This is a genomic window from Pseudoroseomonas ludipueritiae, assembly GCF_014490445.1.
In the GTDB taxonomy this organism is placed as follows: domain Bacteria; phylum Pseudomonadota; class Alphaproteobacteria; order Acetobacterales; family Acetobacteraceae; genus Pseudoroseomonas; species Pseudoroseomonas ludipueritiae.
Window position 1 is genome coordinate 1 of the sequence record NZ_JACTUZ010000022.1, and the last position, 15391, is coordinate 15391.

At 68.7% G+C, this 15391-nt stretch carries 15 protein-coding genes; 11 read left to right on the forward strand and 4 right to left on the reverse strand.

What is annotated here, in order from left to right; genetic code table 11:
- Positions 1-245 precede the first annotated feature (245 nt).
- From ftsH to IBL25_RS07975, 7 genes are all read left to right on the forward strand, one after another.
- Complete coding sequence (ftsH, locus tag IBL25_RS07945; RefSeq protein WP_187778017.1) at positions 246-2171, forward strand: ATP-dependent zinc metalloprotease FtsH; 1926 nt, start codon at positions 246-248, stop codon at positions 2169-2171.
- Positions 2172-2253: 82 nt separating this feature from the next.
- Entirely contained in the window at positions 2254-3312 is a 1059-nt protein-coding gene (gene folP / locus IBL25_RS07950; protein WP_187778018.1) for a dihydropteroate synthase, read from the forward strand.
- Between the two features lie 96 nt (positions 3313-3408).
- Positions 3409-4782 carry a phosphoglucosamine mutase gene (glmM, locus tag IBL25_RS07955; RefSeq protein ID WP_187778019.1) on the forward strand — a complete coding sequence of 458 codons (1374 nt, stop codon included), beginning with the start codon at positions 3409-3411 and terminating at the stop codon, positions 4780-4782.
- Positions 4783-5598, forward strand: a complete 816-nt coding sequence (thiD, locus tag IBL25_RS07960) for a bifunctional hydroxymethylpyrimidine kinase/phosphomethylpyrimidine kinase (protein ID WP_187778020.1) — start codon at positions 4783-4785, stop codon at positions 5596-5598.
- A gap of 74 nt (positions 5599-5672) precedes the next feature.
- Entirely contained in the window at positions 5673-6518 is an 846-nt protein-coding gene (locus IBL25_RS07965; protein WP_456315863.1) for a PhzF family phenazine biosynthesis protein, read from the forward strand.
- Between the two features lie 31 nt (positions 6519-6549).
- Positions 6550-7728, forward strand: coding sequence for a phosphoserine transaminase (locus tag IBL25_RS07970; RefSeq protein ID WP_187778021.1), 1179 nt, complete (start codon positions 6550-6552; stop codon positions 7726-7728).
- A 141-nt stretch (positions 7729-7869) separates the two neighbouring features.
- A complete protein-coding gene (locus tag IBL25_RS07975; protein WP_187778022.1) occupies positions 7870-8787 on the forward strand; it encodes a DMT family transporter in 918 nt (305 codons plus the stop codon).
- 188 nt (positions 8788-8975) lie between these two features.
- On the opposite strand, the gene IBL25_RS26865 is transcribed toward IBL25_RS07975, so the two are convergent.
- Positions 8976-9284 (reverse strand): hypothetical protein, encoded by a 309-nt coding sequence (locus tag IBL25_RS26865; RefSeq protein ID WP_238940283.1) that lies wholly within the window; start codon positions 9282-9284, stop codon positions 8976-8978.
- Between IBL25_RS26865 and IBL25_RS07980 the strand changes: the two genes are divergently transcribed.
- Positions 9204-10010 (forward strand): SMP-30/gluconolactonase/LRE family protein, encoded by an 807-nt coding sequence (locus IBL25_RS07980; RefSeq protein ID WP_367615576.1) that lies wholly within the window; start codon positions 9204-9206, stop codon positions 10008-10010. The two genes, IBL25_RS26865 and IBL25_RS07980, sit on opposite strands and share 81 nt — an antisense overlap.
- A gap of 6 nt (positions 10011-10016) precedes the next feature.
- Here IBL25_RS07980 and IBL25_RS07985 read toward each other — a convergent pair whose 3' ends face one another.
- On the reverse strand, positions 10017-10349 hold the full coding sequence (locus IBL25_RS07985; RefSeq protein ID WP_187778024.1) for a hypothetical protein: 333 nt from the start codon (positions 10347-10349) through the stop codon (positions 10017-10019).
- A gap of 154 nt (positions 10350-10503) precedes the next feature.
- On the opposite strand from IBL25_RS07985, the gene IBL25_RS07990 reads away from it, so the two are divergent.
- Positions 10504-10812, forward strand: coding sequence for a hypothetical protein (locus IBL25_RS07990; protein ID WP_238940279.1), 309 nt, complete (start codon positions 10504-10506; stop codon positions 10810-10812).
- 140 nt (positions 10813-10952) lie between these two features.
- Entirely contained in the window at positions 10953-11138 is a 186-nt protein-coding gene (locus IBL25_RS07995; protein WP_187778053.1) for a hypothetical protein, read from the forward strand.
- Here the strand turns inward: IBL25_RS07995 and IBL25_RS08000 are convergent.
- Positions 11135-12634: a YifB family Mg chelatase-like AAA ATPase gene (locus IBL25_RS08000; RefSeq protein ID WP_187778025.1), complete on the reverse strand. Its 1500-nt coding sequence runs from the start codon at positions 12632-12634 to the stop codon at positions 11135-11137. The two genes, IBL25_RS07995 and IBL25_RS08000, sit on opposite strands and share 4 nt — an antisense overlap.
- Positions 12635-12678: 44 nt before the next feature.
- Complete coding sequence (locus IBL25_RS08005) at positions 12679-13710, reverse strand: histone deacetylase family protein (protein WP_187778026.1); 1032 nt, start codon at positions 13708-13710, stop codon at positions 12679-12681.
- Positions 13711-13804: 94 nt separating this feature from the next.
- Here IBL25_RS08005 and IBL25_RS08010 point away from each other — a divergent pair, with 94 nt between their 5' ends.
- The gene (locus IBL25_RS08010; RefSeq protein ID WP_238940280.1) at positions 13805-15391 is read left to right on the forward strand and encodes an ABC transporter substrate-binding protein; all 1587 of its coding nucleotides are present in this window, start codon (positions 13805-13807) and stop codon (positions 15389-15391) included.

Consider the following 15391-nt stretch of genomic DNA (forward strand, 5'->3'; position numbering starts at 1 on the left):
GGGCTGCCGGCGCGGGTGCTCGCCGGCCTGCCGGCGCTCAGGCGGGGCGCCAGGCTGCTGACGGTGCCGGCCCTGGGCCTGGGCGAGGGCGCGCGGCTGGCCTTCGAGCCGGCGGGTGGTCCTCTCGGCTAGAGATTCTGCCCTTGAGGCCCAGATGAAGAACGCGACATGGTTTCAGAACGCTGCTTGACGTCCTATCTTATCGGCACGCCAGGTCCGCCTGGCGATCGCATGGGAACCGCACGGTGAATAATTTCGGCCGCAATCTGGCGCTGTGGGTGATCGTGGCGCTGCTGCTCGTGGCGCTGTTCAATCTGTTTCAGCCCAATTCCTCTACCCGCCAGACCGGCCAGCAGGTCGCCTACAGCGACTTCCTGAACGAGGTGAATGGCGGGCGGGTCCGCGACGTGACCATCACGGGCCGTACCCTCACGGGCCAACTCTCCGATGGGCGTTCCTTCTCCACCTATACGCCAGAGGACCCCACCCTGGTCGGCAAGCTGACCGACAAGGGCGTGCGCGTCGTGGCGCGGCCGGAGGAGAGCGACGTCAACCCGCTCTTCCACTACCTCCTGAGCTGGTTCCCGATGCTGCTGCTGATCGGCGTCTGGGTCTTCTTCATGCGCCAGATGCAGGGTGGCGGTGGCCGGGCCATGGGCTTCGGCAAGTCCAAGGCCAAGCTGCTGACGGAAAAGCAGGGCCGCGTGACGTTTGAGGACGTTGCGGGCATCGAGGAAGCCAAGGGCGAACTCGAAGAAATCGTGGACTTCCTGCGGGACCCGCAGAAGTTCCAGCGCCTCGGCGGCAAGATCCCCAAGGGCGTGCTGCTGGTGGGTCCCCCGGGTACCGGTAAGACGCTGCTGGCCCGCGCCATCGCCGGCGAGGCCAATGTGCCCTTCTTCACCATCTCGGGCTCCGACTTCGTCGAGATGTTCGTGGGTGTGGGCGCCTCTCGCGTGCGCGACATGTTCGAGCAGGGCAAGAAGAACGCCCCCTGCATCATCTTCATCGACGAGATCGACGCGGTGGGTCGCCACCGTGGTGCCGGCCTCGGCGGCGGCAACGATGAGCGCGAGCAGACCCTCAACCAGATGCTGGTCGAGATGGACGGCTTCGAGGCGAATGAGGGCGTGATCCTGATCGCCGCCACCAACCGCCCGGACGTGCTGGACCCCGCGCTGCTGCGCCCCGGCCGGTTCGACCGCCAGGTGGTGGTGCCGAACCCGGACGTGATGGGCCGCGAGAAGATCCTGCGCGTGCATATGCGCAAGGTGCCGCTGGCTTCCGACGTGGACCCGAAGACCATCGCGCGTGGCACCCCGGGCTTCTCGGGCGCTGACCTCGCCAACCTCGTGAACGAGGCGGCGCTGCTGGCCGCGCGGACCGGCCGCCGCACCGTCGGCATGCACGAGTTCGAGATGGCGAAGGACAAGGTGCTGATGGGTGCCGAGCGGCGCTCGCTGGTCATGTCCGACGACGAGAAGCAGATGACGGCCTATCACGAGGCCGGCCATGCCCTGGTGGCGCTGCATGAGCCGGAATGCGACCCGGTGCACAAGGCGACCATCATCCCGCGCGGCCGCGCCCTGGGTCTGGTCATGTCCCTGCCGGCTGGCGACCGCTATTCCAAACACAAGTCCAAGCTGAAGGCGGAACTCGCCATGGCGATGGGCGGCCGTGTGGCGGAAGAGCTGATCTTTGGCCCGGACAAGGTTTCCAACGGCGCCTCGGGCGACATCAAGATGGCCACCAACCAGGCCAAGATGATGGTGACCGAGTGGGGCATGAGCGAGAAGCTCGGCATGATCGCCTATGGCGACAACAGCCAGGAGGTCTTCCTCGGCCATTCCGTGACGCAGTCGAAGAACGTGTCCGAAGCCACGGCGCGGGAGATCGACAGCGAGGTGCGGGCGATCATCGACCAGGCTTATGCCCGCGCGAAGCACATCCTCCAGGTGAATATCGAGGAGCTGCACGCGCTGGCGAAGGGCCTGCTGGAGCATGAGACGCTTTCGGGCGACGAGATCCGCATGGTGCTCAAGGGCGAGCCTGTGGTCCGCAACCGCCCGGACGAGCCCACCAATGCCGGCCGTGGCAGCGTGCCGACCTCCGGGCGGCCGCAGGCGCCGCGTCCGGGCGGGCTGAACCCTTCGCCGCAGCCGGGAACTTGAGGCTAAGCCATTCCGCTTCCGGTGGAATGTCGGCTAGAGAGAGGGACCCCTTCGCGGGTCCCTTTTTCGTTGGAGATCCTCCATGGCCGAACGCTGGCTGGAGCCCCTGGGGCTGTTGCACGGCCCGGCGGGCTTCCATGCTGTCCGCGCCGGGCATGCCATGCCCCTGGCTGGCGGCCCCGCGGCCTTCTCCCTGCTGCGGCTGATCGAGGACGGGAAGGAGCAGGGCATCCACCCCGCCTCCGCCCTGCCGCAAGGCTGGGAGGACCTGCTGCCGCCCTTGACCCGGCGCCCGCTGCCTTTCGCCGGCCTGCCCAATGACCGCCCGCTGGTGATGGGCATCCTGAACGTGACGCCGGACAGCTTCTCGGATGGCGGCAAGCATCTCGATACCCGTGCCGCCATCGCCGCCGGGCATGCGATGCTGGAGCAGGGGGCGGATATCCTGGACATCGGCGGGGAAAGCACCCGCCCTGGCTCTGTGCCACTGACGGCGGAGGAGGAGATCGCCCGCGTGCTGCCGGTGGTGCGGCAATTGGCGACCGCGGCGGTGGTCAGCGTCGATACCCGCTTCGCCGCCACCATGCAGGCGGTGCTGGATGCGGGGGCCGAGATCGTCAACGACATCTCCGCCCTGCGGCAGGAACCGAAATCCGTGCGGGTGGTGCAGGAGGCCCGCGCCCCGGTCGTGCTGATGCACATGCCGGCCTTGGACCTGCGCAAGATGCACGAGGCCACCCGCTATGACGACGTGGTGCTCGACGTGGCGCGCTTCCTGCGCCAGCGAGTGGAAACGGCCGAGGCCCTGGGCATCCCACGCGGCCGCATTGCCGTGGACCCTGGCATCGGCTTCGGCAAGACACGCGAGCAGGACCTGTTGCTGCTGAACCGGTTGCCGCTGCTGGCTGGCATTGGCTGCCGTGTGCTGGTCGGTGCTTCCCGCAAGCGGCTGGTGGGCTGGGTGACGGGGGTGGAAGACCCGGCCGAGCGCGTGGCCGGCAGCGTCGCGGTGGCCGTGGCCGCCGCCGCCGCCGGGGCCAGCATCCTGCGCGTGCATGACGTGGCGGAGACGGTGCAGGCGCTGCGCATGTGGCAGGCCTGCGCCGATGGCGCGCCGCCTCAGCCGGTGGAGCCGGCCTGAATGTCCACCAAGACCCGGCGGCGCCGGCGCGATGGACGCGCGGCACAGCCCCGGCTAGAGCCGCTATCAGAGACCCTGAGTGAAGGAGCGTCCCGCATGACCCAGGCCGTGCGCCGCCTGTTCGGCACCGACGGTATTCGTGGCGTGGCCAATCGTGCCCCCATGGATGCCCTGACCGCCCTGCGGCTGGGCCAGGCCGCCGGGCGTTTCTTTAGCCGTGGCGCGCACCGGCACCGCGTGGTGATCGGCAAGGACACGCGCCTCTCCGGCTATATGCTGGAGCCAGCGCTGACGGCGGGCTTCGTTGGCGCGGGCATGGACGTGGTGCTGGTCGGGCCGCTGCCGACGCCGGCCATCGCGCTGCTGACGCGCTCGCTGCGGGCGGACCTGGGCGTGATGATCTCCGCCAGCCACAATCCCTTCGAGGACAATGGCATCAAGCTCTTCGGCCCGGATGGGCTGAAGCTCTCCGACGCGCAGGAGATGGAGATCGAGGCCATGATGGCGGGCGAGCCCACGGGCCTTGCCGCGCCCTCCCGCCTCGGCCGCGCCAGCCGGCTGGAAGACGCCCCAGGCCGTTATATCGAGGCGGTGAAGGCCAGCTTCCCCAAGCGCCTCAGCCTGTCCGGCCTGCGCATCGTGGTCGATTGCGCCCATGGCGCCGCTTACAGGGTGGCGCCCACCGTGCTCTGGGAACTGGGGGCGGAGGTCGTCTCGGTCGGCGTCTCGCCGGATGGCTTCAACATCAACAAGGAATGTGGCTCCACCGCGCCGGGCAAGCTGGCCGAGCTGGTGCGGGAGCGCCGGGCGGATCTCGGCATCGCGCTGGATGGCGATGCCGACCGGCTGGTGCTGGTGGATGAGCAGGGCCAGATCATCGACGGCGACCAGATCCTGGCCACCATCGCGGAATCCTGGGCGGCGCAGGGGCGGCTGACCGGCGGCGGCGTCGTCGCCACCGTCATGTCCAACCTGGGGCTGGAGCGCTTCCTGGACGGACTGGGCCTGAACCTGCTGCGCACCAAGGTGGGTGACCGCTACGTGTCGGAGCGGATGCGGGAGACCGGCTGTAATTTGGGTGGCGAGCAGTCCGGCCACATGATCATGAGCGAATTCGGCACCACCGGCGACGGGCTGGTGGCGGCTTTGCAGGTGCTGGCGGAACTGGTGGAGCGCAAGCAGCCGGCCAGCGAGGCCTGCCGCCGCTTCACGCCGCTGCCGCAGCGGCTGGTGAATGTCCGCTTCAGCGGCGGCAATCCGCTGGAGGATGCCAGCGTGAAGGATGCCATCACCGAGGCGGAGTCGAAGCTGGGCAGCCGCGGCCGTGTGCTGATCCGCCCCAGCGGCACCGAACCGCTGATCCGCGTCATGGCCGAGGCGGAGGAGGAAGGCATGGTGGAGGAGACGGTGGAATCCCTCGCCGCCCTGATCCGCGCCCGCGCCGCTGCCCTGCCGGCCAAGGTGGCCTGAATGCGGGGGCGTGTGCTGATCGTCGCCGGCTCGGATTCCGGCGGCGGCGCCGGAATCCAGGCGGATATCAAGGCCTGCGCGGCGATGGATGCCTATTCCGCCACCGCCATCACGGCCCTGACGGCGCAGGACACGCTGGGGGTGCATGGTGTGCATCCGGTGCCGCTGGATTTCATCCGGCAGCAGATCCGCCTGAGCCTGCGGGATATCGGCGCCGATGTGGTCAAGACCGGCATGCTGGGCGATGCCGCGACCATCGAGGCGGTCTGCGACGCGCTGGCCGAGGACGGGCAGGGCATTCCCCTGGTGGCTGACCCGGTGATGGTGGCCAAGGGTGGCAGCAACCTGTTGGCGCCGGATGCCGTGGCGACGCTGAAGCGCCGCCTGCTGCCCATGGCCGCGCTGGTGACGCCGAATATCCCGGAAGCCGAGGTGCTCTCCGGCCTGCGCATCACCGGGCTGGAGGAGATGCGTGCGGCGGCGAGAGCTATTCTGGCGCTGGGTGTGCCGGCCGTGCTGCTGAAGGGCGGCCACCTGGAGGGTGACCAGTTGCTGGACCTCTTGGCCACTTCCGACAGCGAGGAAGTGTTCGAAGGCACCCGCATTCCCAGCCGCCATACCCATGGCACCGGCTGTACCCTGGCTTCCGCCATTGCCGCCGGGCTGGCGCAGGGCATGGTGCTTTGGGACGCCGTGGCGCGCGGCCGGAGCTTCGTGCAGGCGGCGCTGCGAGCGGCGCCGGGGTTGGGAAGGGGCCATGGGCCGCTGAACCATGGCGTCACGGTTGACCCGGCAAGGATTGCGGCCCTGTCATGAGATAAGCGCGGCTTCGCAAGCCGCCCACCTCTGGCAAGCTCGGCCATGCCGCACTGCGGCAGAGGAGGTTCGCGATGATGCGCCTGTCGACCTATACGGTGGATGCTTTCGCCGAGCGTCCCTTCGCAGGCAACCCGGCGGTGGTCGTGCCGCTGGAATCCTGGCTGCCGGACGAGGTCATGCAGGCCATGGCGGCGGAGCATAACCTCAGCGAAACCGCCTTCTTCGTTCCGGACGGGGCGGGGCAGTGGCACCTGCGCTGGTTCACGCCGCGCTTCGAGGTGAATCTCTGCGGCCACGCGACACTGGCCACCGCCTTTGTGCTGGCGACGGAACTGGGCGCCACGGGGCCGCTGCGCTTCCGCACCGCGTCCGGCATCCTGGGCGTGGAGCGGGAGGACAACCGCTTCGTGCTGGACTTCCCGGCCATGGTGCCGGTGCTCGCCACGCGCCCACCGCCGGGCCTGGCCGCCGCGCTGGGCGCGGTGCCGCGTGAGGTCTGGAAGGCGCGGGACTGGATCTGCCTCTTCGACAGTGCCGAGACGGTGCGGGCCCTCACGCCGGACCATGGCCGCATCGCCACCATGCCGGATTCCGTGCCCGGCGGGCAGGCCAGGGTCATGGCCACAGCGGTTTCGGACGACCTGCGCTACGACGTGGTGTCCCGCTACTTCTCGGCCCGCATGGGGGTGAACGAGGACCCGGTGACGGGTTCCGCCCATACCCAGCTGGTGCCCTTCTGGTCGGCACGGCTGAAGCGCCAGTCGCTGGTCTGCCACCAGGCCAGCGCGCGCGGCGGCACGCTGTGGTGCCGCCTGGAAGGGGATCGCGTCCGCATGGGCGGTCATGCGGTGCTCTATGCCCGGGGCGAGGTGTTCCTGCCCGTGCCGCGCTTGATCGACGCGCCGATACCGGCCTAACCCTGCCGCGACAAAGTCAGAGTCCACCACCATGCCGAAGATCACCCAGCCGAACCTCCGCCCGGCCAATCCGATGTTCTCCTCCGGCCCCTGCGCCAAGCGGCCCGGCTGGTCCCTGGCGGCCTTGGAAGGCGCGATGGTGGGGCGCAGCCACCGGGCGCCGCAGCCCAAGGCGCGGCTGGCTGAGGTGATCGAACGCTCCAAGGCCGTGTTGCGGATGCCGGAAGGCTGGCGGCTGGGCATCGTTCCCGCTTCCGATACCGGCGCGGTGGAGATGGCGCTGTGGTCGCTGCTGGGGCCGCGTGGCGTCGATGTGCTGGCCTGGGAAAGCTTCTCGGGCGAATGGGCGAATGACATCACGACGCAGCTGAAGCTGCCGGATGTGCGGCTGATCAAGTCCGCCTATGGCGCGCTGCCGGACCTGGCGCAGGTCTCCTGGGACCGGGACGTGGTGTTTGTCTGGAACGGCACCACCTCCGGCGTGCGGGTTCCGGGCGGCGACTGGATTCCCGACGACCGCCAGGGGCTGGCGATCTGCGATGCCACCTCGGCCGCCTTCGCCATGGATCTGCCCTGGGACAAGCTCGATGTGGTCACCTGGTCCTGGCAGAAGGTGCTGGGAGGGGAGGCCGCGCATGGCATGCTGGCACTCTCCCCCCGCGCGGTGGCACGGCTGGAAGGCCATACTCCTGCCTGGCCGCTGCCGAAGGTCTTCCGCCTGACCAAGGACGGCAAGCTGATCGAGGGCATCTTCCAGGGCGACACCATCAATACCCCCTCGATGCTGGCGGTGGAGGATGCGTTGGACGGGCTGCGCTGGGCCGAGCGGATCGGCGGCCTGCCGGCGCTGGTGGCGCGGTCGGAAGCCAATCTGGCCGCCGTGGCCGCCTGGGTAGATGGGCAGGATCAGGTGGCTTTCCTGGCGGAACGGCCGGAGACGCGATCCTGCACCTCCATCTGCCTGCGCATCGTGGCGCCCTGGTTCATGGCCCTGAAGCCGGAAGGGCAGGCAGCGGCGGCGAAGGTGCTGGCCAGCCTGCTGGAGAAGGAAGGCGTGGGGCTGGATGCCGCTTCTTATCGCGATGCGCCCCCAGGCCTGCGCATCTGGGGCGGTGCCACGGTGGAGACCAGCGACATTGCCGCGTTGCTGCCGTGGGTGGACTGGGCGCTGGGCGAAGTCGCGGCGCAGTTCGCCTCCGCGGCAGCCTGAAGGCAGAAGAATCTCCCGCTAAATTGGTAAAAGGGGCAAAATGTTCCCTGCCTCTGCTCCGCTAGCGGGAGAGTTCGGTAAGAAGTCCTTACCTACATAGCTTAGCCTTTCCGCATCAGATTCGGTGCGGAGTGGCCTGCTATGCGTCTTCCCCTCGCAGCAAGTGGAGCAAGCGGCCGCCGGGGTGCCGTGGTGCTCTTCCTGGGCGCTCCGCTACTCTTCGCGGGCAATGTGCTGGGGGCGCGCTGGCTGGCGGGCTCGGTGCCGCCGATGACGCTCGCCGCCGGCCGCTGGCTGGTGGCGGCCTTGCTGTTGCTGCCAGTAGCCTGGCCCTGGCTGCGCCGCCACGGGCTGGGTGCCGTGCCGCCGATGCAATTGCTGCTGCTGGTGCTGCTGGGTGGCGTGGTGACGGTAGCACCACAATATGGCGCTGCGAGCTATACCTCTGCCGGCAATATCGCCCTGCTCGCGGCCATGACGCCGCTGCTGGTCGCGGTGATCGAACGTGTCGTCTGGGGCGTGCGGCTGCGGCCCGCGATGCTGGCGGGCATCGCCTGCGCCTTCTGCGGCATTGGCGTGGCTACCTTTCGCGGCGAGTTCTCGGCCCTGCTGCGGCTGGAAGTGAACCAAGGCGATGCGCTGATGCTCGCCGCCATCCTGGGCTGGTCCGGCTATACCGCATTGCTGCGACACCGCCCGGTGCCCTTGCCGCCGATGGTGCTGCTCTGGGTCGTGGCGGCGGGCGGGGCGCTTTGCCTGGCCCCACTGGCGCTGCTGGAGTGGTGGCAGGCGGGCGTGCCCTCCCTAGGGGCGAGGGCCTTCTGGGGCATGCTCTTTCTGGGCCTGGTGGCGGGGGTAGGGGCTTATGGCGCCTATGGCCGCGCCGTCAGTTTGCTGGGCGCGGCGCGGGCGAGCATGTCCATGTATCTGGTGCCAGCCTATGCCCTCGGCCTCGGTGCGCTGCTGCTGGGCGAGACACTGCATGCCTATCACGCCGTCGCGGTGGCGCTGGTGCTGGGCGGCGTGACGATGGGAAGCTTGCAACCGGCCCGGACCTGAGTCTCCTCCCGGGAAGGTGGCAGGCGGAAAGGCTGCGCCTCTCGTCGCCTGCCACGCCCTCCGGTGGGAATGAGGGTCTCAGTCGCAACCCATGTCTTGGGGGGTGGGAGCGGCCTGAGCTGAATCTAGGCTTTGGCCCGGTAGAGCGGCAAGCTGCAACGCATTGATCTACCCTTGGTTTAAAGGTGTCACGCCAATGTGATTCTCTTGTGGCGGATGCGCGGGGCGCGCTTGCCCGGCAAATGCCCGCGCCACCGGGATGCCACCTTGCCGCTGCCGCCGCGTTGATGCGGTGAACGCATCGCTTTACTGGCAGGGAGGGCAAGACAGCCGTGTCCCAGGTCCGGGCTTCGGCCCCGTGTCGTCCGCTGGTGGCCGCCCGGAATACCCTGGGTGAAGGGCCGGTCTGGGACGAAGTGGAGGGCTGCCTCTGGTGGGTCGATATTGCCGGGGCGGAACTGCACCGGCTGCGCCTGCCTGATGAAATACATGATCATTGGCCGATGCCTGAGCGGGTGGCCGCCCTGGCACTGCGCCAGCAGGGTGGGCTGGTTGTCGCCCTGGCTTCCGGCTTTGTCCGCTTCGATGGCGCTTCCGGAAGAATGGAGCCTTACCCAGGCCGTCCGCCTCTGCGCCCTGGCCAGCGACTGAATGATGGCGCCTGTGATGCCGCCGGTCGCTTCTGGTGCGGCGCGATGCGGGAGGAGGGGGAAGGGCCGGATGCGGCCCTGCATGTGCTGCAGCCTGACGGCAGCCCGGTGGAACATCCTGCGAGCCTCAGCATCATCAATTGCGTCAACTGGAGCCCGGATGGGCGCACCATGTATTTCTCCGACACGCCGGCCGGCATCATCTATGCCTGCGACTTCGATATCGGCAGCGGCCGGATGGGAGAGCGGCGCATCTTCCATGCCGGCCAGGATGTGCCCGGCCAGCCGGATGGCGGCACGGTGGATGCCGAGGGCTGCCTCTGGAGTGCCCGCTACGGCGGCGGCGGCGTGGCGCGCTTCCGCCCGGATGGCAGCCTGGACCATTTCCTGCCCCTGCCGGCACAGAAGATCACGTGCTGCGCCTTTGGCGGGCCGGAGCTTCGCACCCTCTTCGTCACCTCCGCCACCGAAGGCCTGAGCGAGGAGGACAAGGTGGCCCAGCCGCTGGCGGGGCATCTCATGGCGCTGGAGCCCGGGGTCGCCGGCCGGCCGCCGAGGCGTTTCGCCGGCTGAGGCCGGCTATCCCGGAAGGCAGCGCGTGATGCTTCCATGCCCGCGCGCCAGCACCGGGCGGGTGCCCTCGGGGCAGGCCATCTGCTCATGGCTGGCAGCGGGAAGCCCGCGGTCCCAGCCAGGGGCCGGCGAGCCGATACCGGACACCGAAGCACCGCCCCGCCGCCGCCCGGCGCCATCGCAACGGCCCGGCACGCCCTTCACCGGGGAGCCACCATGCGGGCAAAGCCAGCGCCGGATGTCTTCCAACTGGGCGGAATTCGGCCTGCGGTATTCCGCCGCTGCCGCCGGCAAGGTCGCCAGCCCCAGCGCGATGCAGATCGCCATGCCCCGGATCATGCCGCTCCTATCGCATGAGGAGGCCTGCCGCGTGAAGCGCCGCCCGCGCGGGGCAGCAGGGACGTGAAGACTGATACATTGCGATACAGACTGCATGAAACAAAGATGTGCCGCTCGCCACGTAGGGCTTGAAGGGGTGGGCGGACGTGGCAACATGAGCCCCATGGATCAGCAGTTCCGCAATCGCCCCGTCATCGACATGACCCCGGAAGGCGAGTTCCGTGGGCCGACCCCCCGCCGTGCCAGCCCGCTGGATAAGCTGCTGGGCCGCCTGGGGGGCGTGGCCGCACTGGTCGCGCTGGTAGCTGGCGGCATCGTTGTGGCGGGCGTGGCCATCGCCTTCTTCGCCATCGCCTTGCCCGTGGCGTTGCTGGCCGGGGCGATTGCCTTTGGCAGCTTGTGGTGGCGCATGCGCCGGGCCGGCCGGCAGGGCCTTGGCTTTGTGCATGTGATGCGGCGCTGAGCCGCCCCGGCTTCACGGTTGATCCCGCCCGCCTCTACGAGGTGGGCGATGCCGGGGAAGTGCATGTCGCACCCCCCGAGGAAGCGACCAAGCCAACAGCCGGTGTCTGGGGCTGGTGGGCCGGAGCGGTCGCTCTCAACATGGCCAGTGCGGGCAGCGCGGCAGCGGGCTTCATGCTCGGCGGCCGGCTGATCGGCGCTGCGATGGGGCTGGTGGTCATCGGCACCGCGCCTTTGCTGGCTGTCGCGCCCACCATGATGCTGCTGCGCCGCCGGCGCCTGCACCGGCGGCTGCACCGCCGGCCCGAGGGTTTTGGCCGGCGCTAACGCCCGCCCGGCAGACGCTGCCGGAAGGCCAGGGCCTCCGCCATATGCGTCCGGGTGATCAAGCCCTCTCCCGCCAGATCGGCGATGCTGCGCGCGACGCGGAAACAGCGGATGAAGCCGCGATTGGACAGGCCGAGTTGCGCTGAAGCCTTCTCAGCCAGGGCCAGCGCCTCGGGCGCCGCCTGCGTGGTCAGGGCATCCAGCGGCGCCTCGGCATTGGTGGTGCCGGCGCGGACATGCTGCGCCTGGCGTGCCCGCGCCACCCGCGCGGCGACCACGCCGCTGGTTTCCCCCTTGGGCGCGCGGGCCAGTTCGCCGGGCGCGATGGGGGCCATGCCGATGGTGAGGTCGATGCGGTCCAGCAGCGGGCCGGAAAGGCGGGACTGGTACTGCTCACCACAGCGAGGCGCCTGGCCGCATTCTCGTGGGCCATCGCCCAGATGGCCGCAGCGGCAGGGATTCATCGCCGCCACAAGCTGCACCCGTGCCGGATAGGTGACATGGGCGGCGGCGCGGCTGACCGTGCAGGTGCCGGATTCCAGCGGCTGGCGCAGTGCTTCCAGCGCGGGCCGGGGAAATTCCGGCCATTCATCCAGGAACAGCACGCCGCGATGCGCCAGCGAGATCTCGCCCGGCTTGGCGCCTGGCCCGCCGCCGACGAGTGCCGCCTGACTGGCGGAATGGTGCGGCTCCCGGAAAGGTGGGCGGGCGGAGATGCGGCCTTGCTCGATCAGCCCCGCGACGCTGCGCACCAGGCTGACTTCCAGCGCCTCCTGCGGCGTCAGGTCCGGCAGCAGGCCGGGCAGGCGCGCCGCCAGCATGGACTTGCCGGCGCCCGGTGGGCCGACAAGAAGGAGGTTGTGCTGCCCTGCCGCCGCGATCTCCAGCGCCCGCTTGGCACTTTCCTGTCCCTTCACGTCCGAGAGGCAGAGACCAGGCGCTGTTTCCGGCTGCAGGCCCGGCGGCTTCGGCGGGTCCAGGATCTGCCGGCCGGTGAGATGCGCGATGAACTGCCGGAGGTCATCGGCGGCCAGGATCTCGATCTCGCCTACCCAGGCGGCTTCGTCCCCTTGCGGCCCAGGGCAGATCAGGCCCAGCCCGCGCGCCGCGGCGCCCAGGGCCGCCGGCAGGATGCCGGCCACGGGGCCCACGGTACCGTCCAGCGCCAGTTCCCCCAGAGCGGCGAAACCGGCCAGTTCCTCGCGCGGCACCACCTCCATCGCAGCCAGCACCGCCAGGGCGATGGGCAGGTCGAAGTGGCTGCCTTCCTTCTGGATATTGGCCGGGGCGAGGTTCACCAGCACACGTTTCGGCGGCAGGGAAAGCCCCAGCCCTGTCAGTGCGGCCCGCACCCGCTCCCGGCTCTCCGCCACGGCCTTGTCTGGCAAACCGACCACGGTGAAGGCTGGCAGGCCAGCAGAGATCTGGACCTGCACCTCCACGGGCAGGGTCTCGATCCCGGAAAAGGCAAAGGTCGCCAGCCGCGCGATGGTCATGAAGCATCGCTAGCGCGCCGCGTGGCGACTTTCAACTTATAGGATCATGCCTTCCAGGCGGTCAGGAAGCGTTCCAGCAAGGAACCGAGAACCTCCACATTGTAGCCGCCCTCCTGCACCAGCACGGTCGGAACGCCCAGGGTGGAGATCTTCTCGGCGGCGCGGGCGAAGCCGTCGGCGCTGACGCCGAGGAAGCTCAACGGCTCATGCTCCGAGGCATCGAAGCCCAGCGGTACCACCAGCGCATCGGGCGCGAAGGCCCTGATCCGCTCCAGTCCCGCATCGATGGCCGCCAGCCACGCCTCGTCGCTGCTGCCGCGCCGGAGGGGCAGGTTGAGGTTGAAGCCTTGGCCAGCGCCGCCGCCGGTCTCGCCGGCATAGCCGACATACCAGGGATAATAGCCGGCGGGATCGCCATGGACGGAGACGGTGAGCACATCGGCGCGGTCCCAGAAGATGCCCTGGGTGCCATTGCCATGGTGGGCGTCGATATCGAAGGTCGCCACCCGATTCGCGCCGGCAACACGCAGGCGCTGCGCGGCAAGGGCGCTGTTGTTGATGTAGCAGTGGCCGCCGGCACGGCCCGCATAGGCATGGTGCCCCGGCGGCCGGCAAAGGGCGTAGGCGGTGCCGCCATCGGCCACGGAATCCGCCGCGGCCAGAGCCACGCCGGCAGCACCCGCCACGGCTTCCCAAGTGCCGGCGCCGATGGGGCAGGCATTGTCGGCCGTGTACCAGCCGACGCGGCCGATGATGGAATCGGGGCAGGTGGCGCCCTGCGCCAGCATCTCGGGCGAGGGGTGCATGTTGGGCACCGCTTCGGGGCCCCGTTCCTGCAACCCGTTCCAGCCGCGCATGGCGCTTTCCAGGAAGTCGATATAGCCGGCGTCATGAATGGAGAGCAGCGCCTCCCGCGTCGCCGCCTCCGGCTCCGCCGGCGTCAGCCCCAGGCGGTGCAGGGCGGAAAGCAGGGCGCCCGCCCGCTCCGGCACCTCGAAGTTCGCACGGACCTGACCGCGCTGAAGGAAGAACTGCGGAGTGTGCCGCAACTGGCTGGGATGAGCGAAGGTCTGCATGGTGCGGTGACGCTAAGACGGAGAGGCGGGCTTGTCGATCCGCCCCCGTGAAGGTTAGCGTTTCACTTAAGGGAAGATCCAACGGAGTGAATCGATGACCGTGTCGCGTCGCGGCCTTATGGCCGCTGCTGCCGTGCTGCCTGTCCTGTGGCGTGTCGAGGATGCCATTGCGCAGGGCGTGCAGCCCAAACGCGGCGGCACGCTGAACAGCATCGTGAACCCCGAGCCGCCGATTCTGCACGTCGGTATCAACAATCAGGCGCCGACGCTGATTATCGGCGGCAAGATCTTCCAGGGCCTGCTTCGCTACGACGCGAAGCTGAACCCCATGCCGGAGCTGGCGAAGAGCTGGGAGGTGAGCCCCGACGGGCTCGAATATACCTTCCATTTGCAGGAGAATGTGAAATTCCACGACGGGAAGCCGATGACGGCGGACGACGTGGTCTTCTCCATCATGAAATTCCACATGGAGGTCTCGCCCCGCGCCCGCGGCGTCTTCGCCCGCATCAAGGAAGGCGTGGCGGTGAACCCCACCACGGTGAAGTTCGTCCTGTCGGAGCCTTTCGAGCCCTTCCTGCTGATGTTCGACAACACGGTCTCGGCCATTGTGCCGAAGCACCTGTTCGACGGGCAGGATTACCGGCAGGCACCGGCGGTGCAGAAGCCGGTCGGCACCGGCCCCTTCAAATTCGCCGAGTGGCAGCGCGGCAACTTCATCAGGCTGGAGCGCTTCGACGAATACTGGAAGCCCGGCCAGCCTTATCTGGACGCCATCATCTATCGCGTGGTGCCGGACAGCCAGAGCCGCCGCCTGGCGCTGGAATCCGGCCAGGTGCAGCTGACGCAGTCCAACGATATCGAGCCCTTCGACGTGCCGCAGATGCGCGCGCGCCCGAACCTGGAGGTGAAGACCACCGGCTGGGAATACATGGGCCCGCTGATGTGGATGGACTTCAACCACCGCGTGAAGCCGCTGGACGACGTGCGGGTGCGCCGGGCACTGACCATGGCTGTGAACCGCGACTTCATCGCGCAGCGCCTGTGGTTCGGCATCGGCAAGCCCGCCACAGGGCCTTTCCACAGCGCCACGCGCTTCTACGATGCCAGCGCCAAGGCGCCAGCCTATAATGTGGAAGCCGCCAAGAAGCTGCTGGACGAAGCCGGACTGAAGCCGAACGGGCAGGGCGTGCGCTTCACCATCAAGCATCTCAGCCTGCCTTATGGCGAGGTCTTCACCCGCCTCGGCGAGTTCCTGCGGCAGTCCTTCCGCCAGGTGGGCGTGGACCTGCAACTGGAAAGCGTGGATGTCGGCACCTGGTCCCAGCGCACGGCCAACTGGGAGTTCGATACCACCATCAACTACCTCTACCAGTATGGCGACCCGACGCTGGGCGTGGAGCGCTCCTACGTTTCCACCAACATTAAGAAGATCCTCTTCTCCAATGTCGCGGGCTACGAGAACCCGAAGGTGGACGACCTCTTCAAGCAGGGCCGCGACGCCGCCGACCCCAAGGTGCGCCAGCAGGTCTTCAGCGAGGTGCAGAAGCTCCTGGTCGAGGACGTGCCCTTGCTCTGGCTCATGGAAATGTCCTTCCCCACCATCTACGACAAGAAGCTGAACAACGTGATCACCTCGGGCTCCGGCGTGCACGCCAGCTTCGACGACGTGTTCCTGGCCTGA